This window comes from Kitasatospora sp. NPDC036755, assembly GCF_040636595.1.
Taxonomy (GTDB): Bacteria; Actinomycetota; Actinomycetes; order Streptomycetales; family Streptomycetaceae; genus Kitasatospora.
This window is the reverse complement of sequence record NZ_JBEZUT010000010.1, coordinates 26,309-52,617: the sequence shown is the minus strand read 5'-3', so window position 1 is coordinate 52,617 and position 26,309 is coordinate 26,309. Positions and strand designations below refer to the sequence as shown.

The 26,309-nt window shown below is 73.5% G+C and carries 14 protein-coding genes; 8 read left to right on the top strand and 6 right to left on the bottom strand.

Annotated features, from left to right (window positions below):
* Positions 1-1,296, top strand: a 1,296-nt coding sequence (locus AB0E96_RS02960) for a cellulose binding domain-containing protein (protein WP_359817727.1), incomplete at its 5' end; no start/stop codon positions are given.
* Positions 1,297-1,403: 107 nt separating this feature from the next.
* Here AB0E96_RS02960 and AB0E96_RS02955 read toward each other — a convergent pair.
* From AB0E96_RS02955 to AB0E96_RS02935, 5 genes are all read right to left on the bottom strand, one after another.
* Positions 1,404-2,090 (bottom strand): nicotinamide mononucleotide transporter family protein, encoded by a 687-nt coding sequence (locus AB0E96_RS02955; protein ID WP_359817725.1) that lies wholly within the window; start codon positions 2,088-2,090, stop codon positions 1,404-1,406.
* 190 nt (positions 2,091-2,280) lie between these two features.
* Positions 2,281-2,706, bottom strand: a complete 426-nt coding sequence (locus AB0E96_RS02950; protein WP_359817723.1) for a riboflavin kinase — start codon at positions 2,704-2,706, stop codon at positions 2,281-2,283.
* Positions 2,699-3,256, bottom strand: a complete 558-nt coding sequence (locus AB0E96_RS02945) for a flavin reductase family protein (protein ID WP_359817721.1) — start codon at positions 3,254-3,256, stop codon at positions 2,699-2,701. Before AB0E96_RS02945 ends, AB0E96_RS02950 begins: the two co-directional genes overlap by 8 nt.
* A gap of 35 nt (positions 3,257-3,291) precedes the next feature.
* On the bottom strand, positions 3,292-4,638 hold the full coding sequence (locus tag AB0E96_RS02940; protein WP_359817719.1) for an NtaA/DmoA family FMN-dependent monooxygenase: 1,347 nt from the start codon (positions 4,636-4,638) through the stop codon (positions 3,292-3,294).
* A gap of 115 nt (positions 4,639-4,753) precedes the next feature.
* Positions 4,754-5,683 (bottom strand): ribokinase, encoded by a 930-nt coding sequence (locus AB0E96_RS02935; RefSeq protein ID WP_359817717.1) that lies wholly within the window; start codon positions 5,681-5,683, stop codon positions 4,754-4,756.
* A 136-nt stretch (positions 5,684-5,819) separates the two neighbouring features.
* Here AB0E96_RS02935 and AB0E96_RS02930 point away from each other — a divergent pair, with 136 nt between their 5' ends.
* Positions 5,820-6,812 (top strand): LacI family DNA-binding transcriptional regulator, encoded by a 993-nt coding sequence (locus tag AB0E96_RS02930; protein WP_359817715.1) that lies wholly within the window; start codon positions 5,820-5,822, stop codon positions 6,810-6,812.
* 190 nt (positions 6,813-7,002) lie between these two features.
* Here the strand turns inward: AB0E96_RS02930 and AB0E96_RS02925 are convergent, their stop codons facing one another.
* A complete protein-coding gene (locus AB0E96_RS02925) occupies positions 7,003-8,388 on the bottom strand; it encodes an MFS transporter (protein WP_359817713.1) in 1,386 nt (461 codons plus the stop codon).
* 887 nt (positions 8,389-9,275) lie between these two features.
* Here AB0E96_RS02925 and AB0E96_RS02920 point away from each other — a divergent pair.
* The 6 genes from AB0E96_RS02920 (at position 9,276) to AB0E96_RS02895 (ending at position 26,265) form a co-directional block, all read left to right on the top strand.
* Positions 9,276-15,383: an acyltransferase domain-containing protein gene (locus AB0E96_RS02920; RefSeq protein WP_359817711.1), complete on the top strand. Its 6,108-nt coding sequence runs from the start codon at positions 9,276-9,278 to the stop codon at positions 15,381-15,383.
* Positions 15,380-17,311 carry a non-ribosomal peptide synthetase gene (locus tag AB0E96_RS02915; protein WP_359817709.1) on the top strand — a complete coding sequence of 644 codons (1,932 nt, stop codon included), beginning with the start codon at positions 15,380-15,382 and terminating at the stop codon, positions 17,309-17,311. The genes AB0E96_RS02920 and AB0E96_RS02915 overlap by 4 nt, the downstream gene beginning before the upstream one ends.
* Before the next feature lie 46 nt (positions 17,312-17,357).
* Positions 17,358-19,160 (top strand): type I polyketide synthase, encoded by a 1,803-nt coding sequence (locus AB0E96_RS02910; RefSeq protein WP_359817707.1) that lies wholly within the window; start codon positions 17,358-17,360, stop codon positions 19,158-19,160.
* A gap of 2 nt (positions 19,161-19,162) precedes the next feature.
* Positions 19,163-20,533 (top strand): cytochrome P450, encoded by a 1,371-nt coding sequence (locus AB0E96_RS02905; RefSeq protein ID WP_359817705.1) that lies wholly within the window; start codon positions 19,163-19,165, stop codon positions 20,531-20,533.
* Positions 20,530-21,225 (top strand): formyltransferase family protein, encoded by a 696-nt coding sequence (locus AB0E96_RS02900; protein WP_359817703.1) that lies wholly within the window; start codon positions 20,530-20,532, stop codon positions 21,223-21,225. Before AB0E96_RS02905 ends, AB0E96_RS02900 begins: the two co-directional genes overlap by 4 nt.
* Before the next feature lie 636 nt (positions 21,226-21,861).
* On the top strand, positions 21,862-26,265 hold the full coding sequence (locus AB0E96_RS02895) for a LamG-like jellyroll fold domain-containing protein (protein ID WP_359817701.1): 4,404 nt from the start codon (positions 21,862-21,864) through the stop codon (positions 26,263-26,265).
* Positions 26,266-26,309 lie beyond the last annotated feature (44 nt).

The window sequence follows — 26,309 nt, the reverse complement described above, 5'->3', positions numbered from 1 at the left end:
GCCCTGCCCGCCGCGGCCGCGGGCGAGTCGCTCGCCGTGCAGTACCGCAACGGCGGCGGCGGCACCGCCCAGGCCTCGCCCTGGCTCAAGGTCGTCAACACCGGCTCCGCGCCGGTCGCTCTCGACCAGGTCAGGCTGCGCTACTACTTCAGGGCCGACGCCCCCTCCGCCGCCTACCGCTTCGCCTGCGACTGGGCCGTCCGGGGCTGCGCCAACGTCACCGGCACGTTCGGCACCGTCGCCGAGCCGGGCGCGGCCGCCGACCGCTACCTGGAGATCGGCTTCACGGCGGGCGCCGGCTCGCTGGCTCCCGGCGCGGACAGCGGGGACCTCCGACTGCGCTTCCACCGCTCCGACTGGCAGTCGATGGAACAGGGCGACGACTACTCCTTCGGCGCCGCGCAGACCGCGTACGCGCCCTGGGGCAAGGTCACCGCGGGCGTCGCCGGGGTCCCGGTCTGGGGCACCGCCCCCACCGGGCCGACCGTCCCGGCCGGCGCGGTGCTCTTCGACGACTTCGACTACTCCGGCCACGACGACCCGTCGCTCGCCGCCCACGGCTGGGGCGCGCGCTCCGGCGCCGGCGGTCCGGGCGTGGGCGGGGCCGCCTGGGCGGCCGAGAACGTCACCTTCGCCCGGGACGCCGGGAACTCGGTGATGACCCTGCGGACCGCCACCGCGGGGACTCCGGAGTCCACCCGGCAGAGCGAGTTCCACAGCCTGGCGACGAAGTTCCGGTACGGCACGTACGCCGCCCGGGTCCGCTTCGCCGACGCCCCGGTGACCGGCCCGGACGGGGACCACCTGGTGCAGAGCTTCTTCGCGATCAACGACCTCAGGGCCCCGATGGCCGACGACTACTCCGAGTACGACTTCGAGTACCTGCCCAACGGTGGCTGGGGCGAGCCCTCGAACATCTTCTTCGCCACCTCGTGGGAGACGTACGGCCCCGAGGGCGCCGACAACGTGTACACCACCTCCCGGAGTTCGTTCGCCGGCTGGCACGACCTCGTCCTGACCGTCGACGAGAGCGGCATCGTGTACTACGTCGACGGGGTCGAGTTCGCCCGCCACGGCGCCCGCTACCTCCCCGAGCGGCCGATGGCGATCGCCTTCAACCAGTGGCTCACCGACCTCGCCGGCCACGGCGGCACCGAGGAGCGCGCCTACGAGGAGCAGGTGGACTACGTCCTGCACGTCAAGGACCGGGTGCTGACCCCCGCCCGGGTGGGTGCCGCCGTCGCCGCCTACCGCGCGGCCGGGACGTCCTTCACCGACTCCGTGCCCGCCCCCTGATCCGACGGTCCCGGGCGGGCCGAAGCAGGTCCGGGCGAACCGCGGCGGAGCGAAGCGGGCCGGCCCCGGGTGGGACCGGCCCGCGGGAGACGCGCCGGGAGCGGCGGTCAGTCGGCGTCCCGGCCCTCGACCAGGAGGGCGGGCTCCAGCGGCGAGGCGATCTCCTGCGGCTTGCTGCGGGCGGCCCAGTCGCGGATCCCGAGCAGCACCATCACGAAGAAGATGCCGTAGACGATGCCGGAGAAGTACAGCTCGGAGTGGACGGCGAGCGGCACGCCCACCAGGTCGACGGCCAGCCAGACGAACCAGAACTCCACGTAGCGGCGGGCCTGGCTGTACATGGCGAGGATCGAGCCGACGAAGATCCAGGCGTCCGCGAGGACCATCCACCACGGCGCCCCGGGGTAGAACGAGGCGTCCGTCCCCTTCAGCACCGCGGCGAACGCGGCCGTCCCGGCCACCATCGCGGTGATCAGCAGGGCGCGCTCCCGCCAGGACGCCCAGCGGACGTTGATGGCGCCCTCCTGTTCGCGGCTGCGCTTCCAGGTCGCCCAGCCCCAGGAGGCCGAGACGATGATGACGATCTGCCGGGCGGCGTTGCCGCCGAGGTGCACGTTCAGGCTGGCGATCAGCAGCAGCACCGAGCCGAGGATCTGCACCGGCCAGGCCACCAGTGAGCGCCGCAGGGCCAGCCAGACGGTGGCGAGCGCGAGGATGTTGCCCAGGAAGTCTGACCAGTAGACGGGGAGACCGAAGAAGTCGAACTGCTCGTTCAGCCAGTGGAACGCGCTCATGACTCACACCTTTGTTCGTGCGGAGCGAGGTGGGGGAAGGGGCGGTCGGCCCCGCCGAAGCGGGGGGTGCGGGGCCGACCGGGCTCGTGGCGCAGGACGCGCGGGCCGCGTGGGGTGCGGGGCCGCGCGCCGGGCAGGTGCAGGGTGTTGTGCTTCGACTCAAAAGGAAGCAGAGGAAGATGACGGCGCGTCAGGACAGGGATGCGCGGACGTGCCGTCCGTGCGCGGAGTCCAGCAGCGCCTCGGAGCGGCGGACGTCCTCCCGGGCGGCGAGCAGCAGCTCGTCGACGGAGGCGAACCGCTCGGTGGCGCGGATCCGGGCGACGAACCAGAGGTCGACGTGCTCGCCGTACAGGTCGCCGGGCGCGTCGTGGCAGTACACCTCGGTGTGGATCTCGGGGGTGTCGCAGAAGGTGGGATTGGTGCCGACGCTGATCGTCGCGCGGTGCACGGTGCCGCTCGCGCGGCGGGCCAGCCAGCCGCTGTAGATCGCGGGCGGCGGGACGGGGGTGCCGGGGTCGGGGGCGATGTTGGCGGTGGGGAAGCCGAGCCCCCGCCCCCGGCCGGCACCGTGCACCACGGTGCCGGACAGGGGGGTCGCGGGAGCGTCAGCCATGGGGGGTGAGCTCACGGAACTGGCTGGTGTGGAAGACCAGCGGCTCCACCCCGGGGAACAGCTCGACAGTGAGCAGTTCCAGCAGGACGATCTCGTGGTCGCCGCCGTCGTACACCGCGCCGACCCGGGCGGTCAGCCAGAGCGCCGCGTCGTGGATCAGCACGGCGCCGTCCGGCGTCGCCTGCCAGCCGGTGCCGTCGAACCGGTCGCCCGCGCGGGCGGCGAGCCGCCGGCAGAGCGCGCCCTGGCCCCGGCTGAGCACGCTCAGCCCGAGCGCCGGCGCCTCCGTCAGCCTCGGCCAGGTGGTCGAGGTGCGGGCCACGCTGACCGCGACCATCGGCGGCTCCAGCGAGATCGACACGAAGGAGCTCACGGCGAGCCCGACCGGTTCGCCGTCGCGCAGGGCGCCGAGCGCGACCACCCCGGTGGGGTAGGCGCCGAACGCCCGGCGCAGCGCGGCGCCGTCGAGCTCCGCCGGGTGCGGTTCCACCGGCCGCGGCTGCGCGGACGCGGCGGCGGCCGGGTCCGGGTGGTGGGCGGGAAGGACCATGGTCGTCGCCGTCCTCTCGTCGCGGTTCGGGTGGGTCAGTGCCGGTACTGCGCGGCCGGGTGGCCGGCCGGCAGCGCCCGGTCGGTGGCGCCGGTGAGCCGCTCGCGCAGCGACTCGCCGTCGCCGTACTCGCCGCGGAAGACGCCGCGGGCGCGCAGGAGGGGCAGCACCGACTCGACGAACTCGACGGTGGAGGCGGGCTGCACGGTCGGCGAGAGCAGGAAGCCGTCCAGGTCGGCGCCCTCCGCCAGGGCGCAGATCTCGTCGGCGATCTCCTCCGCGGTGCCGACCACCGGGCGCGCGCCGACGCCGTGGGTGTGCCAGTCGGCGAGCACGTCGCCGACGGTCTTGCCGGCGAACCGGGCGACCTGGGTCTGCGACATCTCGGTGGACAGCTCCGACATGGGGGTGTCGGGCGCGTACGAGGACAGGTCGAGGCCGGTGAACATGGCGTAGCTGGCGACGGTGACCTCCGGGCGCTGGGCGTCCAGGACGCGCTGCCAGCGGCGTTCGGCGTCGGCGGTGGTGGCGCCGAGCACGCAGGAGAACGCCGACATCACCTTGACCTCGTCGGCGCGGCGGCCGGCCCGGACGGCCTCCGCGCGGATCGCCGCGGTGTGCCCGGCGAGCTGTTCCACCGAGCCGCTGCCGACGAACATGCACTCGCCGTGCCGCCCGCCGACCCGCCGCCCGGCCGGGGAGGCGCCGGCCTGGAACAGCACCGGGGTGCCCTGCGGGGAGCGGGCGGTGTTGCCGTAGCCGTGCGAGCGGAAGTACGGGCCGTCGTGCTCGACCAGGTGGACCTTGGCCGGGTCGGCGAAGCGGCCCGCCTTGTCCTTCTCCAGGGCGTCGGCGTCCCAGGCGCCCTCCCAGTACTTGTAGACCAGGTCGAGGAAGTCCTCGGCCATCTCGTACCGGGCGTCGTGCGCCACCATGTCCATCCCGAAGGCCTTGACGGCGGTGTCCGCGGTGCCCGTGGTCACGATGTTCCAGCCGAGCCGGCCGCCGGACAGCTGGTCCAGGGTGGCCAGGCGCCGGGCGAAGGCGTACGGCGGCTCCACCAGCACCGAGCCGGTCACCACCAGGCCGAGGTCGGTGGTGCTCGCCAGCAGCGCCGAGGCGACCACGAAGGGGTCCAGGCGCGGGAGGTCCAGGGTCTCCTCGGTGGCGATCGGCGGACGCACCCCGTTGATCTCCGACCAGCCCCAGGCGTCGGCCAGGAACAGGAAGTCGAGCTTGGCGTCCTCGCAGACCCGCGCGATCTCGCGCCAGTACCCGAGGGTGTCGAACAGGTGCCGGCGGCTGTCGGGGTGGCGCCAGGTGGCGGTGCCGCCCGCGTTGGTCTGGGCGTTCTCGAACAGGCCGAGCTTGAGGTTGCGCATGGGGTGTTCTCCGTTGAACTGGTGATGCGGGGGGGGGTGGGGGGACCGGGGGGTACGTCACAGCACGGGGAAACGGGTGGAACGGGGACGGGGGCCGCTGGGTCCCGTCAGGGTGCTACGGGAAGGCGGGGGCGTCGAGGAGGCCGGCGGTCGCGTCGAGCTGCGCCGCGGTCGGCATGGAGGACTGGGCGCCGAGCCCGGTCACGGCCAACGAGGCCGCGCGGACGGCCCGTTCGGCGGCGGCGAGCAGGTCGGCCCCCCGGGCGAGCGCGTCGGCGAGGGCTCCGCAGAAGGTGTCGCCGGCGCCGACGGTGTCGACGGCGTCCACGACGGGCGCCGGCAGGTGCACGGCCGGGCCACCGGGCCGGGTGACCAGCGCCCCGGCCGCGCCGAGCGTCACCACGACCGCCCGGCAGGGCAGCGCGGCCCGTTCCAGCAGTTCGCGGGCGCCGTCCGGTCCGGCGGGCAGCGGTGCGCCGAGCAGGGTGGCGAGTTCGCCGAGGTTGGGCACGAGGACGTCGACGGCGGCGAGCACCTCCGGGGCGACCGGCCGGGCCGGGGCCGGGTTGAGGACGACCATGCCGTCCTGCTCCCGGGCCCGCAGCACCGCGGCGGCGACCACCTCGGGGGCGATCTCGTGCTGGACCAGCACGACCTCGCCCGCCTCCCGGGCCAGCCGCCGCGGCAGGTCCGCGACGGACAGCGCGGCGTTGGCGCCCGGGTTGACCACGATGGTGTTCTCGCCGGCCCGGTCGACCACCACCGAGGCGATCCCGGTGGTGCCCTCCGCGGCCGGGCGCACCTCCTCGACGTCCACGCCCTCGGCGGCGAGCGCCCGCAGGATGGCACCGGCGTCCGTACCGACCCGGGCGACCAGCCGGACCCGCGCGCCGAGCCGGGCGGCCGCGACGGCCTGGTTGGCGCCCTTGCCGCCGACGCCCTCCACGAAGCCCCGCGCGAGGACGGTCTCGCCGGGCCGCGGCAGGTCCTCGACGGTCAGGACGAGGTCGCGGTTGACCGAACCGACGACGGTGATGGGCGGCATCCGCACTCCTTGGAGACTCCGTGGGAGATCGATCTCCCACACTGTGGACCAGCCCCCGGAAACCGTCAAGTACCCTCGTGCTGCGCATTCCGCCAGCTCAGCCGAGCCCGCCCCCGACCCCGAAGGACCGCCCCACGTGACAGCGCCCCGACTCCTCGACGTGGCCGCGGCCGCCGGTGTCTCCCGCGCGACGGCCTCACGCGTCCTGGCCGGCACCCCGCGCAACGTCGACCCCGAGCTCGCCCGCCGGGTCGAGGAGGCCGCCCGCGACCTCGGCTACCGCACCAACCACTCCGCCCGGGCGCTGCGCACCGGCGCCACCGGCACCGTCGGCGTGGTCGTCCCCTCGCTCGCCAACCCGTACTTCGTCCAGCTCGTCGACGCCCTCGCCCAGCAAGTCCGCGGATCCGGGGGGCAGTTGGTGGTATCCGACGCCGCCAACGACACCACCGTCGAGGCGGAGCAGATCGAGACCCTGCTGGGCGGCCGGGTCGACGGACTGCTCGTCGTCCCGGTCTCCGCCGCGGCGTCCGGCCCCGCCGTCCGGGCCGCCGCCGAGCGCGCGCCCGTCGTCCTCTTCGACCGCTGGGCCACCGGCTCCGGCACCGTGGCCGTCACCCTCGACAACACCGCCGCGATGCGGCTGCTGCTCGACCACCTCGAAGGCCTCGGCCGCCACCGGATCGCCCTGGTCGCCGCCGACCAGGCGTCCTCCTCCGGCGCGGAACGCCTCGCCGCCTTCACCGGGGCGCGCGGCGCCGACGCCACCACCGTGCTGCTGCCCAGCTTCACCACCGACGCCGGCCGCACCGCGGGCCGCCGGATCGCCGAACTCCACGCCGGGATCGACGCCGTCGTCTGCGGCGCGGACGTCCTGGCCGTCGGACTGGTCAGCACCCTGCAGCGCTCGGCCGTCCCCGTGCCCGGCCGGATCGCCGTCACCGGCTTCGACGACACCGAGCTCCTCGAACTGCTCGACCCGCCCATCACCTCCATCCGCCACCCGCTGGCCGCCATGGCCGAACGCGCCCTGACCCTCCTTCAGGCCCCGCCCCGGGAGCGCGCGGAGCGGGTCGAGCGCTTCGCGCCGCAGCTGGTGGTGCGCGCCTCCACGGACGCGAACGCCTGAGGACCCGCGCCGAGGGCGGCGGCCGACCGATCGTCAGGAGGCGGCCCGGGGTGCGGAGCACCGCACCCCGGGCCGCCGTCGGGCACGGGCCGTCGAACAGGAACCGTCAGGCACGGGCCGTCGGACAGGAACCGTCAGGCGCGGGCCATCAGGCGCAGGCCGTCAGGCACGGACCGTCAGGCACGGACCGTCAGGCCTTCCGCCGCCGCACCGCGATGACCGCCGCGCCCAACAGGCAGGCGACGGCGGCGGTGACGTAGGCGAGGTGGTAGCCGGCGAGCTGGTCCGCGCTCGTCGCCGCGACCAGGACCATCACCGCCACGCCCGCGCTGGCGCCGATCTGCTGCGTCACGACGTTCACCGCGCCGGCGACGCCCTGCTGCCGCTCCGGCACCCCGGACAGGCCGGCGGAGGTCATCGACGGGAAGTTCAGCCCCTGGCCGACGCCGCTGACCACCAGGCCGGGCAGCACGTGCAGCACGTAGGAACCGTCCTGCGGCGTACCCAGCCACAGCCCGGTGCCCACCCCGATCAGGACGAGGCCGACGGCCATCAGCGTCCGCGGGGAGTACACGGCCAGCAGCCGGCCGGTGGCGAAGTTGGCGGTGAGGAACACCGCCAGGGACATCGGCACCAGGGCCATGCCGGACTCGAAGGGCGAGTAGTGCAGCATCCCCTGCAGGTACAGCGGCGCGAAGAACAGCATTCCGACCGAGCCCGTGTACTGGAGGAAGGCCGCCAGGCTCGCCTCCCGCACCGAGGCGATCCGGAACAGGCCGAGCGGCAGCACCGGGTCGGCGGTGCGGCGCTCCCGCAGGACGAACAGCACCAGGCAGAGCACCGCCGCGCCCAGCACGATCCACGCCGTCGCGCCGCCGGTGCTGACGCCGACGACGAGCAGGGTGAGGCCCAGGGTGCCGGTGATCGCGCCGGGCAGGTCCAGCCCGCCGCGGTGTCCGGCGCCGTCGGGCAGTCCGATCCGCGTCGCGCCGAGCACGCCGAGGCCCAGGACCACCGAGAACCAGAGCACCGAGCGCCAGCCGAGGAACTCGGTCAGGACGCCGCCCAGCAGCACCCCGCCGCTGAAGCTCGCGGCGCCGACGGCCGCGTACACCCCGAAGGCCCGGTTGCGGGCCGGACCGGCCGGAAACGTGTCGGTGAGCAGGGCCAGCGCGGCCGGCCCCGACAGGGCGGCGCCGATCCCCTGGACGGCCCGCGCCCCCAGCAGCACCACGGTGTTCGGGGCCACCGCGCCGACCAGCGCGGACACGGTGAACAGTGCGACGCCGACCTCGAACACCCGTCGCCGCCCGAGGACGTCGGCGAGCCGACCGCCCACCAGCAGGAAGCCGGCGAAGGTGACGGCGTAGGCGGTCATGACCCACTGGAGCGTGCTCTCGCCCAGGTGGAAGCGTTCCCCGACGGACGGCAGTGCGGCGTTGAGCACGCCGAGGCCGCTCACGTCCAGGGCCAGTGCCCCGGCCAGCACCCCGAGGGCGAGTCCGGGCCGGCGAACCGTTCCCGCTAAGGAACCGTCGGCATCGGCCGACGGCGTGTCAAGATTCTCAACTGCCATGCGGTCAGCTTGCATTGGTCGATCATCGACTGTCCACCCCGCCCGGCGCGCATGATACCGGGCGTCCGGGGCGCCCGAGACCGCCGGCGGCTCCCGAGGAGATCGAATCGGACACTTTGTCGATCAAATCCCGCCACCGCTTCAACCGGACGTCGAAATGCGCAATCCTGGAGCCCATGAACGCGTAGTCGAAACACTTCTCCGCACCAGCGGGCGGATGAAGACACCCGAGCCGCGGAATCCCCGGCAGCGAAAGAAGCCGGCAGTACGGCCGGCCAGAGCCGAACGCGTCGGCGAGAATTCCACAGTGCGCCGCTGATCGGTGAGCCGCTGAATAGCGGCCCACTCGAACAACCCCGAAGCCCCTGACCCTCACCCCCGTACCGCCGCGTCGCGGTCGGCGCTTCGAGCCCTTCTTCCTGCCGCGAGAGGAGCAGCGATGCCCGACCGCACGCCCATTCATGTCATGCCCACCCCCAGGGCCTCGCCCGTCGGGCGCCTGCCGTCCCAGGCGTCCACGCATGCCCTCGCGGACCGGTCCGACCACGGCGCCGTCCGTCCGCGCCCTGCCCTCGACGTGCCGCGGAAAGCCCGGAACGTGCACCGCCTGCGGTCCCCCGGAGCCGTCCGGGCGGGCTGATCCGGCGCCGCCCGGGCCCCGGCTCCCGTTCGTTTCACCGGCTTTCCCGTCCCCCCGGGCACCGAGGCCGGAAAAACCCTTCCCGTCCGCATGCCGCGCGCCCGCCCCACGGCGCGACCGGTGCGGCGGAGGGCCCTTTCACGCCGTTTCCCCCTGCCCATTTCCGGCTGCCCGGATATCCGCCTCCCCCACCGGGCAGCCGTGAATCCCCACCCGTCATTCCATCCGCCCTGCTGAGGGAGTCGCCATGCCCCAAGAGCGCGCAGCACGCGACATAGCCGCCGTCACGGATTTCCTGTCGGCCCGTTTTGCCGAACTGCTGGACCTGTCCGCGGACGCGGTGGACCGCTGGGCGCCGATGCACCGGTACGGACTGGACTCGCTGAGGTCCGTGACGCTCGCGGCCTCGCTCTCCGAGTACCTCGGCCGACAGGTTCCGGCCACCTGGATGTGGCAGTACCCGACCCTCGACGCGCTGGCCCACGCCCTCGTCGAGGGCCCCCGGGCGGCGGAGCCCGCCCCGGGCACCGGGCGCCGCGCGCCCTCGCAGGAACCCGTCGCGGTCGTGGGCATCGGCTGCCGGTTCCCGGGCGGACCGGACCCGTCCGCGTTCTGGAAGCTGCTGGTCGACGGCGGCGACGCCGTCGGACCGGTGCCGGCCGCACGCCGCGAACTGCTCAGGGACCGGGCACGCTGGGGCGGGTTCATCGACGGCATCGACCGGTTCGACCCGCTGTTCTTCGGCATCTCGCCCCGCGAGGCCGTCCAGATGGACCCGCAGCAGCGCCTCGTCCTGGAACTGTGCTGGGAGGCGCTGGAGGACGCGGGCATCGCGCCGCACAGCCTCGCCGGCAGCGACACCGGCGTGTTCATGGCCTCCTGCTGGGGCGACTACGCCGCCCTGGCGCACTACCGCGGCCCCGACGCGCAGATCACCCCGCACACCGCGACCGGCATGCACGACGGCATCATCGCCAACCGGGTCTCCTACGTCCTCGGCCTGCAGGGCCCGAGCATGGCCATCGACTCGGCCTGCGCCGGCTCGCTCATCTCCGTGCACGTGGGCTGCCAGTCGATCCGACTCGGCGAGAGCGACCTCGTGCTCGCCGGCGGCGTGAACCTCAGCTTCGTCTCCGACTACTACACCGCCATGGACCAGATGGGCGCGCTCGCCCCCGACGGCCGCTGCAAGTCCTTCGACGCCCGGGCCGACGGCTACGTCCGCGGCGAGGGCGCCGGCGTCGTGGTGCTCGCCCCGCTGAGCGTGGCACTCGAACGCGACCTGCCGGTGTACTGCCTGATCAAGGGCAGCTCCTCCAACAACGACGGCCTCAGCAACGGCATGACGGCGCCGAACCCCCAGGCGCAGGAGAAGATGCTGCGCACTGCCTACCAGCGGGCCGGCATCGCCCCGCACCTCGTGGACTACATCGAGTGCCACGGCTCCGCGACACCGCTCGGCGACCCGATCGAGGCCAACGCCATCGGCGCGGTCCTCGGCGGCGACCGCCGTTCGGAGCCGCTGCGGCTCGGCTCCGTCAAGTCCAACGTCGGCCACCTGGAGGCGGCCGCCGGCATCGTCGGCCTGGTCAAGCTCGCGATGTCGATGCGCAACGGCGTGCTGCCGCCGAGCCTGCACTACACCGCGCCGAACCCGCAGATCCTCTTCGACGAGTACAACCTCAGCGTCCAGGACCGGCTGGAGCCCTGGCCGCGGCGCTCCGACGCCCGTCGCGGCGGCGTCAGCTCGTTCGGGTTCGGCGGCTCGATCTGCCACCTCGCCGTGGAGGAACTGCCGCGCCCCGAGGCCTCGTTGCTGCTGCTGGCCGCGGACTCCCGGGAGGCGCTGGCCGAGCAGGCCCGGGCGCTGCGCGACGCGACCGACCTGCGCGCGCTCTGCCGCCGCACCCCCGGCGACGGCCCGTTCCGGCTCGCCGCCACCGCCCGCGACACGGCCGAACTCCGCAGCGCGCTGGACGCCTTCGGCAGCGGGGGTTCGGCGCCCGGGCTGAGCACCGGGGAAGCCACCGGCCGCCGGCCCCGGATCGCGTTCCTGTTCTCCGGCAACGGCTCCCAGTGGGTCGGCATGGGCCGCCAACTCCTCGCCGGCCAGACCGTTTTCCGCCGCTCCCTGATGAAGTCCGACCGGCGGATGCGGGAGCTGCTGGGCTTCTCCCCGGTCGAGCAGCTGCTGGCCGCCGACGGCCGTCTCGACGACATGGACGTCTTCCAGCCGCTGCTGTTCTCGCTTCAGGTCGCGCTGGCCGAGACCTGGCGCTCGCTGGGAGTGGAGCCGGACGTCGTCGTGGGCCAGAGCGTCGGCGAGTTCGCCGCCTCCCACATCGCCGGCGCCCTCGACTTCGACGACGCCTCCCGGCTGGCCGCCCACCACGGCCGGCTCCTCCAGCTGCTGGCCGTGGGCCGCGGCGAGGGCATCGTGGTGATGACCCCCGCGGAGGAGGTGCGGCCGCACCTGACCGGCGGGCTCACCCTCTCCGGCCGCAACGGCCTGAGCTCCACGCTCGTCACCGGCACCCCGCAGGAGATCGACGACCTGGTCCGGCGGCTGACCGAGGCGGGCGTCACCAACCACCGGGTGCGGATGGGCCACGCCCCGCACTCCCCGCTGGTCGACCACGTGCTCGCCCCGCTGAAGGTCGAGCTCGACGGCATCAGGCCGCGCAGCACCCGCATCCCGATGATCTCGACGGTCACCGGCGAGCTCGTGGACGGCGCCGAGCTCGGACCGGACTACTGGGCGGACAACCTGCGCCGGGAGATCCGGGTGGTCGACGCCCTGACCAGGCTGCGCGACCACGACGTCGACGCGGTGGTCGAGCTCAGCCCGCACCCCCTGCTGCTCAAGTCGGTGTCGGAGATCCTGCCCGCGACCACCCTGCCCTCGATGCGGCGCGGCGCCGACGAGGCCTCGACCCTGCTCGGCTCGCTCGGCGCCCTCTTCACCGCCGGACTGCCCGTCGCCGCCCACCCGTTCCTGGCCGGCGACCGCGGGCGCCACACCGCGCCGGGCCGGGTCGCCCCCGCCGCACCGGGCCAGGCCGGTGGCGGTACGGCCGACGCGCAGCCGCACCTGGTGCCCGTCAGCGCCCGGACCGCGGGCGCGCTCGCCGACACCTGCCGCGAACTGTCCAACCACGTCGAGCGCCACCCCGACCTGCGGGTCTCCGACCTCGCCTACACCCTGGGCGCCCGGCGCAGCCACCACGGCCACCGGATCGCGCTGTTCGCCCGCGACCGGCAGGACGTCCTGGACGGACTCGCCCGGGTCGCCGCCGGCCGGCCGCACCCCGACGTCCTCACCGGCACCGTCTCCGGCAACGCCGACCGCCGGGTGGCGCTGGTCTTCTCCGGCGGCGGCACCCAGTGGGTCGGCATGGGCCGCGAACTGCTGCGCTCGCACGCCGGCTTCCGCAGCCGGATGCACGCCTGCGACGCCGCCGTGCGCGCGGCCGGCGGCTTCTCGGTGCTCGACCACCTCGCCGCCCCGGCCGAGGAGGCCAGGTACGAGGAGATGGACTTCCAGCAGCCGGTGCTGTTCGCCCTGCAGGTCGCGCTGGCGCAGGTCTGGCTCGACCTCGGCATCGAGCCGACGGCCGTCGTCGGGCACAGCCTGGGCGAGGTCGCGGCCGCCTGCGTGGCCGGCGCGCTGTCCCTGGAGGACGCCGCCCGGGTCGTGGTCGCCCGCTCGCACCTGCTGGAGCGCAAGGCCGCCGCCGGCGCCATGGTCTCCGTCGACCTGCCGGAGGCCGAACTGCTGCCGCGGCTCGCCCCCTACGCCGAGCGCGCGGCGATCGCCGTGGTCAACAGCCCGACCAGCGCGGCGGTCTCCGGCTCCCCCGAGGCCGTCGATGCCCTGGAGGCGGAGCTCCTCCGGGACGGGATCTCCGTCCGCCGGATCCGGGTCGAACGGCCGGTGCACAGCCCCGGCATGGACCCGCTGACCGAGCCGCTGCGCGAGGCCCTCGACGGCATCACCCCGCTGACGCCCGGCATCCCCTTCCACTCCACGGCCCTGGCCGGCGCGGTGAACCCGGTCGCCGACGTCGACTACTGGGTGCACAACCTGCGCGACCAGGTCCGCTTCGCCGAGACGATCGGCGCACTGGTCGACCGGGGCGTCTCCACCTTCGTCGAGATCGGCCCGCACGAGACGCTGCGCGGCGCGGTCGAGGAGATCGGGCTCGCCCGCGGCGCCCGGGTGCACGCCGTCAACTCCCTGCGGCGCGAGGAGAGCGACGTCCGCTGCCTGCTGGGCGCCGCCGCCTCGCTGTACGTCAGGGGCCTGCCGCTGGCCTTCGACTCCCTCTTCACCGACGACGTCGAGCTCGTGGAGACCCCGCTCGTCCAGTGGCAGAAGGAGCGCTACTGGATCGACACCGAACCCCTCCGCGACGCCGCGCCTGCCCACGCCGCCGGGACCGTGCCCGCGACCGCCGCGCCGGCGGTCACCGCGACCACGACGGCTACCCCTCCGGCCGAGGCCCAACCGGCCGGGAGCCCGGCGGAGGCGGACCGGCCGGTGGCCGAGCTCGTCCTCGCCGAACTCGCCGACGCGCTGGGCGTGGCGGTGGACAGGTTCGACGAGAACGCCGGGCTGCGCGACTTCGGCCTGGACTCGATGCTGGCGATCCGCCTCGTCAACCGGATGCAGTCCGTGCTCGGGCACCGGGTGTCGCCGGTGGTGTTCCTGGACGGCCGCTCCATCGCCGAGGTCGTCGCCCACTTCGTCGGCCTCGCCGAAGCACCGGCCGTGCCCGCACCGGCCCCGACGGCCCCGACGGCCCCGGTGACCCCGGCCGCCCCGGCGGCTCCCGTCCGGGCCCCCGGGGCCGCGCCCGACGCCGCGCCCCAGCGGTCCTTCCTCGACGAGCTCTCCGAACTGGACGCCGAGGAACTGCTGGAGGAGCTGGACGCCCGCGGGTTCCTGGAGGCCACCGACGCCCCGGCCCTGGAACAGCTGCGCGCCGACGGCCTCGGTCTCGAACTGGCCCCGGCCTCGCACGGCCAGGCCTCCCTCTGGTTCATGCAGATGGTCGCCCCGGAGGCCGTGCCCTACAACTTCATGGTGACCGCCCGGATCCGGGCCGCCGTCGACGAGGAGGCCCTGGAACGCGCCGTCCTGGCCGTGCTGGACCGCCACCCCGCGCTGCGCACCGTCTTCGTGGAGGCCGGCGGCAGCCCGTACCAGGTGATCCTGGACGAGCCGGTGTACGAGTTCGTCGTGGCGGACACCTCCGGCCTGGACGACGAGCAGGCCCGCGAGGAACTGGCCGCGTACGGGCACGAGCCGCTGGACATGGACAACGGGCCGCTGGTGCGGATCGTCCTGCTGCGGCGAGGCCCCGCCGACCACTACCTGCTGGTGCTCGTCCACCACATCGCCTCGGACGCAGCCTCGGCCGACGTGATGATCCGCGAGCTCCAGGAGTACTACGAGGGCGCCGACCCCGCCCTCGACGCACCGGTCGCCCCGTACACCGAGTTCGTCGCGTGGGAGCGCGAGTGGCTGGCCGGCCCGGCGGCCGAGGCGGCCCTGGACTGGTGGTCCCGCAAGCTCGCCGACCCGCCCGCCCACCTCGACCTCTCCGACAAGGAGCGCCCGCCCGGCGTCACCTACGAGGGCCGGGACGTCGCGTTCCGCTGGAGCGCCGAAGAGACGGCCCTGCTGCGGGAGTTCGCGGTCCGCGAGGGTGTGTCGATCAGCACCGTGGTGCTGGCGGGCTTCTTCGCCACGCTCAACCGCGCGGCCGGAACCGAGGATTCGGTGCTGGCCACCGCCATCGCCCAACGGGCCGAGCCCGGTTGGGAGTCCGCCATCGGCTACTACCTGAACACCGTGCTGGTCCGGGCGAACCCGGCCGCCGACCGCGGCTTCCGCGAGCTGCTGCGCGAGGTCCACGCCTTCTCCCTCGGCCTGCTGGAGCACATGAACTACCCCCTCGACCTGCTGGCCTCCCAGCTGAAGCCGCCGCGCGCCGAGGGCCGCTCCCCGTGGTTCGACGTGGTGGTCAACTGGCTCTCCTCGGAGGCCTTCCCGCGCTCCGTGAAGCTCTTCCACGGCGTCGGCGAGACCCTCACCCCGGACGGCGCGCTGCCGCTCGAACCGCTCCAGGTGCGCCGGCACCTGGCCAAGTTCGACCTGGAGATCTCGATGGCCGACATCGACGGCAGAGTGGCCGGCCACGTCCAGTTCAAGCCGGACTACCTGGAGCGGCGGACCGTGACGGCACTGCTCGCGCTGTACCGCACCGTGCTGTTCGACTCGATCGCCCAACCCGACCTGGCCCTCGGCGCCATCGCGCCGGCCGGCCTCCCCGAGGAGACGGACCAATGACCGACACCCTGCACGCCGAGTTCGCCGCCCAGGCCGTCAAGAACCCCGACGCGACCGCGGTGTACTCCGACGCCGGCGTCCTGACCTACGGCGAACTGGACGAGCGCTCCCGCGTGTTGGCCGAACGGCTGGCCGCCGACGGCGCGGGCCCCGGCGTCCCGGTCGGCATCTGCGTCGAGCGCACCCCGGACCTGCTCGTCGCCGTCCTGGCCGTCCTGCGCACCGGCGCCTGCTACCTGCCGCTGGACCCGAACTACCCCGCCGACCGGCTGACCTTCATGGTCCGCGACAGCGGCACCCGCCTGCTGCTCACCACGCCCGCCTCCCGGGCCAGTTGCCCGCCCGGCCCGACGCTGGTCGTGCTCGGGCCGACCGTGACGACCGAGCCCGGCGCGAAGCCCGCGGCGGTCGTCCCCGACGACACCGCGTACGTCATCTACACCTCGGGCTCGACCGGCACGCCCAAGGGCGTCGCCGTCCGGCACTCCGGCGCGGTGGCGATGCTCGCCGAGATGGACCGGGTCCTGGAGGGCTGCGACCTGAGCGGCGTCTCGGCGGCCAGCTCGGTCTGCTTCGACATGTCCGTGATGGAGGTCTTCAACGCGCTGTGCCGCGGCGGCGCCGTCGTGCTCGTCGAGAGCGCCGTGCACCTGCCGGAGAGCCGGTACGCGGACCGGATCACCCATCTGACCGTCGTCCCGTCGGTCATGAACGGGCTGCTCGACGCGGGCGCCGTGCCGCCGAACGTGCGCTCCATCGTGTTCGGCGGCGAGGCCCTGCGCCGCAAACTGGTGGACCGGGCCTACCGGGAGACCGGCGCCGTACGGGTGTTCAACGCCTACGGCCCCACCGAGGGCACCGTGTTCTGCTCCTTCGGGCCGGTGCCCGAGGACGGCGAGGACGAGCCGACCATCGGCCCGCCGACCACCACCGACGTGGTCTACGTACTCGACGAGGACCTGCGGCCGCTCCCGGTCGGCGAGTCCGGCGAGCTCTACCTCGGCGGCACCGGCCTCGCGCACGGCTACGTCAACCGGCCGCGCACCACCGCCGAGCGCTTCGTCCCCGACCCGTTCCGCGAGGGCGAGCGGATGTACCGCACCGGGGACCTCGTCCGGTTCACCGCGAGCGGCGAGCTCCGGTTCCTCGGCCGCTCCGACCACCAGGTCAAGCTGCGCGGCTACCGGATCGAACTGGAGGAGGTCGAGGCCCGGCTGACCGCCTGCCCCGAGGTGCGGGAGGCCGCCGCCGCCGTCCGGGGCAACCGCCTGGTCGGTTACGTCGTACCCGCGGGCGACGGCGCCCCCTCGAACGGCACGGCGCAGGACGGCGCGGCGCGGGACGGCACGCTCCCCGAGGCCGCGATCCGCGCCGCCGTCACCGGCCGCCTCGCCGCCGAACTGCCCGACTACATGGTGCCCGCGGCGCTGGTCCTCCTGCCCGCCCTCCCGCTGGGCCCCGGCGGGAAGCTCGACCGCGACGCGCTGCCCGAGCCGCCGGCCGCCGCCACCGACGGGCCGCTGACCGCCGCGAGCACGCCCACCGAGGTGGCGCTGTCCGAGATCTGGGGCCAGCTGCTCGACCTCGAACCGTCGACCATCGACGTGCAGTCCGCCTTCTACGACCTCGGCGGCGACTCGCTGCTGCTGGTCCGCCTCGCCCGGCTGATGACCCGGCGCTTCGACCGCCGCGTCCGCGTGCCCGACCTCTTCAGCTTCCGCGACATCGCCTCCCTCGCCCGCTGGCTCGACGACGAGAGCGGCGCCACCCCCGAGGTGGTCCAGTCGGCCCGCGAGCGCGCGAGCGCCCGCCGGGCCGCCCTGCGCGGCCGCGGCGGCCGCGGCACCGGAACCAGCCCCACCGGCACCAGCGGAACCAGCACCGGAACCGGAACCGGCACCACCGACGCCGGCACCACCGGCCGCTGAGTCCGGCCGAGTCCCCCTCCCCACACCGAGCGGCAGGAGCCTTCCCATGACCGACAGCCCCGAACAGGACTACGACCCGGGCGACGTGGCCGTCATCGGCATGTCCCTGCGGGCGCCGGGAGCCCGCACCAAGGAGCAGTTCTGGGACAACCTCGTCCACGGCCGGGAGTCCGTCTCCTTCCTCGCCAAGGACGACATCCACGTCGACGAGACCCTGATCCACAGCCCGTTCTACGTACGGGCCTGCGGCGTGCTCGACACGTACGACAAGTTCGACCCGTCGGTGTTCGGCATCAGCGACCGGATGGCCGCCGCGATGACCCCGGAGAACCGGCTGTACCTGGAGAGCGCCTGGGAGTCGCTGGAGGACGGCGGCTACGACCCCGACCGGCTCACGGCCGAGATCGGCATGTACGGCGCCAACAACCCGCAGACCGCCGCGCTCTACAGCTCCCCGCCGGACCGGGTGTCGGTCGGCCCGGAGGCGATCGAGGCCAGCCTGGCGTGGTCGCCGGACACCATGACCTCCAACGCCCTCTACTACATGGGGCTCACCGGCGAGGCCATCACCGTCGCCGCCGTCTGCGCGGGCTTCCACTACGCGGTGCACCTGGCCTGCCAGTCGCTGCTGCTCGGCCAGAGCGACATGGCGATCGCCGGCGGCTCGATGGTCCGCCTGCCGCACCCCCGGGGCCACCTCTGGGAGGAGAACCGCATCCTGTCGAGGGACGGCCACTGCCGCCCGTTCGACGCCAACGGCACCGGCACCGCGCTGTCCAGCGGTGTCGTCACCATGCTGCTGAAGCCGCTGGGCCGGGCCGTCGCCGACCGCGACCACGTCTACGCCGTGGTCCGGGGCTCCGCCGTCAACAACAACGGCGTCAGCGCGATGGCATACGGCCTGGCCCAGCCCGAGCGGCTGAGCGCCTGCATCGCCGCCGCCATGGAGGTGGGCGGCGTCACCCCGGACACCGTGTCCATGTACGAGGCCAACGGCCTGGGCCTGCCGGTGACCGACGAGCTCGAAGTGCACGCCGCCACCATGGCGTTCGGCAAGCAGACCGCGACCACCTCGATCGGCGGGGTCAAGGGCAACGTGGGCCACGGCGGCGTGGTCTCCGGCGGCTTCGGCGCGGTCAAGGCCGCGCTGGCGCTGTACCACCGGACACTCCCCGCGACCATCAACCTGACCGAGGTCAACCAGGACCTCGACTTCCCCGCCACCCCCTTCGTCCCGCAGATCGAGGGCGCGGCCTGGGAGCCGGAGGCCGGCATCCGCCGCGCGGGCGTCACCTCCATCGGCGGTGGCGGCTACAACGCCCACCTGCTGCTGGAGGAGGCGCCGGCGCCCGCCCGGCGCGCCCCCGAGGCGGCGGGCAGGCCGAGGCTGGCCACCCTGTCCGCGATGGACGACGACGCGCTGGCCCGTCAGCGCGCCCGGCTCCGGGAGCGGCTGGAGGCCGACCCGGGCCTGCGCCTGGACGACGTCTGCTACACCCTCAACCTCGGCCGCAAGGTGATGGGCCGTCGGTGGGCGGCCGTGGTCCGCAGCCGCGAGGAACTGATCGCCGCGCTGTCCGACGAGGCCGGCGCCGCCTCCGCCACCTCGCCCGTCACCACCGCGTCGACCGCCGCCGCCCCGCGCGCGGACGCGGGCGCCTTCACCCGCAACGACCGCGGGATCCTGCCCGCCGGGCGGGACGCCGAGGCGCTCGCCTCCCTGGCCGCCGCCTGGGTGACCGGCCTACAGGTGGACTTCGAGGCGCTGCACCTCGGGGAGGACGGCCGCCGGGTGCCGCTGCCCACCTACCCGTTCCAGCCCCGCCGGTTCTGGCGTACGGACTGGTGAGCATGAGCACACCGCCGAACGCCCCGACCCTCACCACCGCGGCCCCCGGCACCCCGGCCACGGCCGGCCCGGCCGACCCGAGGACCGTGGACCCGGCCGACCCGGGCACCGTGGACCCGGCCGACCCGGGCACCGTGGACCCGGCCGACCCGGGCGCCGTGGACCTGGCCGACCCGGGCACCTTCGCCGGCCACGGCCCCGACCTCGACGGCTTCTGGCGCACCCTGCGGGACACCGCGCCGCTGCACTGGAACCCGCCGACGGCCGGCCGCCCCGGGTTCTGGGTGCTCTCCCGCCACGAGGACGTCATGGCCGTCTACCGGGACAACGTGAACTTCACCTCCCAGCGCGGAAACGTGCTCGTCACCCTCCTGGAGGGCGGCGACGCCGGGGCCGGCCGGATGCTCGCCGTCACCGACGGCCCCCGGCACCTGGAGCTGCGCAAGATCCTCCAGCGCGTGCTCTCGCCGCGGGTGCTCGACGAGGTCGCGCGGGCCGTCCGGCTCAACACCCGGCAGTGGATCCGCGAGGCGGTCGAGGTCGGCAGCTGCGACTTCGCGGAGCGGATCGCCGCCCGGATCCCGATGACCACGATCTCCAACCTGCTCGGCGTGCCCGAGCAGGACCGCGACTACCTGCTCTCCCTCACCAAGGCCGCGCTCTCCGCGGACCACGAGGACGTCGACGAGGTCGACTCCGAGATGGCCCGCAACGAGATCCTGATGTACTTCATGGACCTCGTCGAGGAGCGCCGCGAGTCGCCCGGCGAGGACGTGATCAGCATGCTGATCGGCAGCTCGATCGACGGGGTGCCGCTGTCCGACGAGGACGTGGTGCTCAACTGCTACAGCCTGATCATCGGCGGCGACGAGACCAGCCGGCTGACGATGATCGACTGCGTCCGCATGCTCGCGGCCCGGCCCGAGCAGTGGCGGCGGCTCAAGCGGGGCGAGGTCGCGATCGAGACCGCCGTGGACGAGGTGCTGCGCTGGGCGTCGCCCACCATGCACTTCGGGCGGAGCGTCGAACGGGAGACCGAACTGCACGGCGTACGGCTGCGGCCGGGCGAGATCGTCACGCTCTGGCACGCCTCCGCCAACCGCGACGAACGGGTCTTCGAACGCCCCGGGGACTTCGACCTCGGCCGCACCCCCAACAAGCACCTGGCCTTCGGCTACGGCCCGCACTTCTGCGTGGGCTCGTACCTGGCCAAGGTGGAGATCGCCGAACTGCTCCAGGCCCTGCGGGACTTCACCCTCGGGTTCGAGCAGACCGCCGAGCCGCTGCCGATCCGGTCCAACTTCCTGACCGGGTTCTCCACCATGCCGGTGCGCTTCACACCTGATCACTCCGGACCGGAGAAGTGCGGATGAACATCTACCTGTCGGGCCAAGGGGCGTTCGCGGTACAGGTCGCGGAGGCCCTCCTGGACCAGGGGCACAAGATCGTCGGCGCGGCCGCACCCCGGCTGCGCAAGGGCAAGTCCGACGAGGGCGACGCGATGTCCTGGGACCGGCTGCGCGCCTGGGCGTTCCCCCGGGACATCCCCTGGACGGACTCGGCCGAACTGCGCGCCCAGCACGTCCCGGACGGCGTCGACGTCATCATCGCCGCCCACTCGCACGCCTTCCTCGGCCGCCGCACCCGCGCCCGGGCCGGCGTCGCGACCATCGGCTACCACCCCAGCCTGCTGCCGCTGCACCGCGGCCGGGACGCCATCCGGTGGACCATCCGCGACGGCGACAAGGTGACGGGCGGCAGCGTCTACCACCTCACCGAGCGCACCGACGGCGGCCCCATCGCCGCCCAGGAGCACCTGTTCGTGCCCCCGGGCTCGACCGCCCAGAGCCTGTGGCGCGACCACCTGGCCCCGCTCGGCGTGCGACTGCTGCTGAAGGTGGTCGCCGACCTCGCCGCCGACCGGCGCATCGAGGTGCCCCAGGACGAGAAACTGGCGACCTGGGAGCCCGCGATGGACACCCAGCCGCTGTTCAAGCCCGAGCTGATCGCCCTCCCCGGCACCGTGCCGGTCGACGGCAGCGCACGGGCGCTCCACGAGCGGTGAGGGGCGGGCAGCGGGGCGGTTGAATTGCCGCGAGCAACTCGTGGGTGCCTCCGGGGAATTCGGCTCCCGGGGGCACCTTCGCGGTTTACCGGGGCCCGAGTTGGTCCCTCCGGAATGCATTCTCCGGACAACTTCGGCATGAATCGGCGAGGTTATTCGACCTGACGGCCGGCCAGCCGAGGCGACCTCTCCCCACCCTGCGACGCAAACACGACCTTCCGGACATGGGGAACCGCTCGCCCCTCCCACGCGTCACGCACCCGGAACCCGGGGCCGGAACGCCTTCGACCGGGGCCACCGTTCGAACATCGCCGCCAAACACCGAGTGACCAGCGGTGATGACGCCGAGGATGCCCGATGGCCCGAGGGGCCGAGTGGCGAGCCGACGCCATGCGTCACCGTTCACCACCGCCGGAGCGGTCCCGGACCAGGTCCACACCCGACCCCCCTCCCGTGATGTGCGTCACCTCGACTCGGCCGGTTCATCCGATTTCACCCGAGCTGTCCCAGCCCGGCGCGCCGACACCAGGGGGGCTTTTCTCATGCATTTCTGATGAGCCGTTGACACGACTTTCAGGTTTCCATAAGGATCCGCTCGAACTTCGCCCACATATCGGAAGTCGGAGCTTACGCACAGTGAGAACAGCAGCAAGACGGTCGGGCAGCCTGCTCGCCGCGGCACTCGCCGCGGTCGCGCTGGCCGCGACCGCGGTGGTGCCGGCCGCCGCCGCCGGCGGGGGGACACCTCCGCCCGGTACGACGAGCACCCAGGACACCCAGGACACCGCCGAGACCCTGGCCGTCCACGAGGCCGCCCGCACCGGCAAGCCGGTCGAGGTCCTCGCCAAGCGCAGCGAGACCAGCGACACCGTCGCCCAGCCCGACGGCAAGCTGAAGACCACCACCTACGTCCAGCCCAAGCGGGTGCGCAAGAACGGCGCCTGGGTGGAGCTCGACCCGACGCTGCAGTCCCTGCCCGGCGGCGCGATCGCCCCCAAGGGCTCCACCGCCGACCTGCGGTTCTCCGGCGGCGGCAGCGCGCCCCTGGTCACGATGGCCCGGGCCGGCAAGGAGCTGAAGCTCAGCTGGCCCAAGCCGCTGCCCAAGCCGACCGTCAACGGCGCCACCGCCGAGTACGCGTCGATCCTGCCGGACGTGGACCTGCGGCTGTCCGCCACCAAGACCGGGTTCACCCAGGTCATCGTCGTGCACACGGCCGAGGCCGCCAAGAACCCCGAGCTCGACCAGCTCCGACTCGGACTCCAGGGCCACGGCCTGACGTTCAGTCAGGAATCGGACGGCACCCTCAAGGCGAAGGACCCCTCCGGCGGCGGCACCGTCTTCGAGGCACCCGTCCCCGTCATGTGGGACTCCTCCAAGCCCGCCACCGTCACACCCGACGCCCCGGCCGCTCCGACGAACGCCCCGGCCGTTGCCGCGCCGAAGGCCTTCAAGGCCGCCCCGCAGGCGGCTCCGCAGGCCGGGGCCGCGGCCCCCGCGCAGAACGCGCCCGCCGCCGGCCAGAACGACCCGGCTGTCGCCGGCTACGGCGATCTGCCCGGCGAGGGCGCCAAGATGACCCGTCTGAAGGTCGACCTGCCCAAGGACGGCCTGGTGCTGTCCCCCGACCAGGGCATGCTGGACGCCCCGGACACCGTCTACCCGGTGATGATCGACCCGGCGTGGAACACCCCGCACGCCGGCGACTGGGCGGGCGTCTCCCGCACCTACCCGAACCAGGCGTACTGGCACTTCACCTACAACAGCACCTACGTCCACGACTGGGGCGTCGGCTACTGCGGCGACACCTCGCGCTGCGCGCCGACCGACGTCAAGCGGGCCTTCTTCCAGATGCCCAACCCCTTCGTCGGCAAGCAGGTCCTCTCCGCCACCTTCGGCACCTACGAGAGCTGGTCGTACTCCTGCGACGCCCGCCCCGTCGAGCTCTGGAGCACGGGCTACATCTCCCCCGGCCTGAACTGGAACGCCCAGAACGCCTCCGGCTTCTGGAGCCGCTACCTGCAGACCATCAACACCGCCAAGGGCTGGAGCGGCAACTGCCCCGGCGGCTGGCTGGAGTACGGCGAGACCGGCGCGGTCAGGAACCTCGTCCAGGACGCCGCCAACTGGGGCTGGCCCACCATCACCTTCGGGCTGAAGGCGCAGAACGAGGGCGACACCCTCGCCTGGAAGCGCTTCACCGACGACGCCTACCTCTCGGTGTACTACAACCTGCGGCCCAACCAGATCCCGATGTCCGACATGACGATGTCGCCCGGCTCGGTCTGCCAGTACCCGGGCATCAAGATCAACAAGATGCCGCAGGTCACCACCCGGGCCACCGACCCGGACGGCGAGGCCATCGGCGTGCAGTTCGCGGTCGGCTGGGACGACGGCACGGGCCTGCGCCGGCGCTGGTGGTCCACCGGCTCCGAGGACGCCGCACCCGCGGGCAACACCTTCAAGGCCTCCGGCTCGATCTTCTCCTGGCCGCTGCCCACCAACCTGCCGCAGAACCTCCAGCTCGACTGGGAGGCCCGCGCCTGGGACGGCGCCCAGTGGGGCCCGTGGTCCTCCGACGGTGACCCGACCGGCTGCTACTTCATCGTCGACACCTCCGCCCCGGACGGCCCGGCGATCACCTCGGACGCCTACCCCGGCTCCAAGGACGCCACCGCGGCGCTCCCGTGGACAGACGGCGTCGGCCGGAACGGCAACTTCACCCTGAAGTCGGCCGCCACCGACGTGGTCAAGTACCAGTGGGGCCTTGACACCTCGCCGTCCGCCGCCAACGAGGTCGCCACCAGCGGCGGCGCCGGACAGACGATCCGCATCCAGCCGCAGACCGCCGGCGTGCACTTCGTCTCCGCCCGGGCCGTCGACGGCGCGGGCAACGCCTCGCAGCCCGAGACGTACTACTTCAACGTGCTCTCCGGCCAGACCCAGCGCACCGGCTGGTCGATGGACGACCCGAGCGGCACCAGCGTCGCCGGCACCGGCGGCAGCATCGAGGCCACCCTCGGCTCCGGCGCCACCCCGGGGGCCCCCGGCCACCTCAAGGAGGCTCTCGCCCTCGACGGCACCCCCAACGGCTACGCCGAGACCCAGGGCACGGCGCTGAACACCACCCGCGGCTTCGCCGTCTCCGCCTGGGTCAACCTCACCGACAACACCCGCAACCGGGTCGCGGTCAGTGAGAACGGCAGCTCCGCGGCCCGCTTCGCCCTCGGCCTGTTCGGCGGCAAGTGGACCATGTGGACCTCCAGCCAGGACAACCCCACCAACTACGCCCTCGAAGCGGCGAGTTCCGACGCCCCCGTGGTGCTCGGCCAGTGGACCCACCTGGTCGGCGCCTACGACCCGGCCACGAAGACCAGCACCCTCTACGTCAACGGCGTGCCCGGCACCCCGGTGACCGTCGCCGCCAACTGGGACGTCCACGGCGCACTGGAGTTCGGCCGCTCCAAGTACTTCGGCAACTGGACCGACCCGTGGAAGGGCTCGGTCGACGAGGTCCGGCTCTGGGACCGCCCCCTGAGCAAGGCCGAGGCCGCCGACGTCGCCGCCGACAAGCAGCTCGCCACCGGCCTGCCCGCCAGGTCCGTCTGGCACCTGGACGGCAGCGACGCCAAGCCGGTCGGCACCGCCGAGACGGACAACCTGACCGCCTACAACGGCGTCGCCCTCGGCAAGCCGGGCATCGCCGACAAGGCGATCCACCTGGACGGCACCGACGACTACCTGCGCGGCACCCGTCCGCAGGTCGACGGCAGCCGGGACTTCTCGGTCTCCGCGTGGGTGAAGCTGCCCGCACCGACGCCGGGCGACACCACCCCGAAGATGGCGGTCACCCAGATCGGCCAGCACAACAACGAGTTCTCGCTGTACTACTCGCCCTACTGGGGCCGCTGGATCTTCGGCCGGTACAAGGAGGACAGCTCCGCCGACACCCTGGTGCGCACCTGGCAGGACGCCTGCACCGCGGGCAGCCAGATCAACGGCGTGCCCTGCTTCACCGGCACCACCGGTGAGTGGACCCACCTGCTGGGCGTCTCCGACACCGCCGCGAAGAAGCTGCGCTTCTACATCAACGGCTTCCTCGTCGGCCAGTCCGACTACACCCAGAACGCGCCGTGGGCCAACCCCGGCCCCATCCAGATCGGCGCCGTCAACCGCGAGGGCGTCAACGGCGAGTTCTTCGGCGGCGACATCGACGACGTGCGCCTCTACGACCGCGTCGTCACCGGCCCCGAGGCCGGCGCGATGGTCCAGCAGCGCCCGCAGCTGGCCGGCCGCTGGAAGCTCAACGCGGCCACCGGCACCCCCGCCGTCACCCCCGACGAGGGCCCGGCCAAGGCCGGCGCCCAGCTCGGCGGCGGCGCCTCGATCAAGACCGACGGCGGCCTGTTCCCGACCACCGGCACCCTCCAGCTGGACGGCTCCACCGGCTACGCCGCCACCGGCTCCGTCCCGCTGCACACCGGACAGAGCTTCACCCTGGCCGGCTGGGCGAACACGGCGGGCGTCCCGACCCGGAAGATGACGGCGCTCTCGGTGGCCGGCGCCAACAACAGCGCCGTCACGGTGCGCTGGGTGCCCCTGGGCAACGACAGCAACGGACAGCCGTACGGCCAGTGGGAAGCCGAGGTCAGCGACACCGACGCCAACACCGGCGGCAAGCGCACCAGGACGGCGCACACCTCGGCCGTCTCCGTCATGGAGAACTGGACGCACCTGGCGGTCAGCTACGACGCCTTCGCGGACCGGCTCGCCCTGTACGTCAACGGCCAGGTCGAGAACCAGGGTTGCGCGGACGGATCGACCGGCTGCACCCCGCACATCTCCTGGACCGGCGCCCCCCAGCCCTTCGAGGCGGGCGGCGGCCTCCAGTTCGGCCGGAACAAGGATTCCGGCGCCTGGGGCGAGTACTTCTCCGGTGAGCTGGACGACGTCTGGCTCTACCAGGGCGTACTGAGCCCCGCGCAGATCACCAAGCTCGCCGACTACAACGCCGAGCTGGGCACCTCCACCGGGGTCTGATCCCCCTTCTCTCCGCGGGCCGGGCGGCTTTCTGCCGCCCGGCC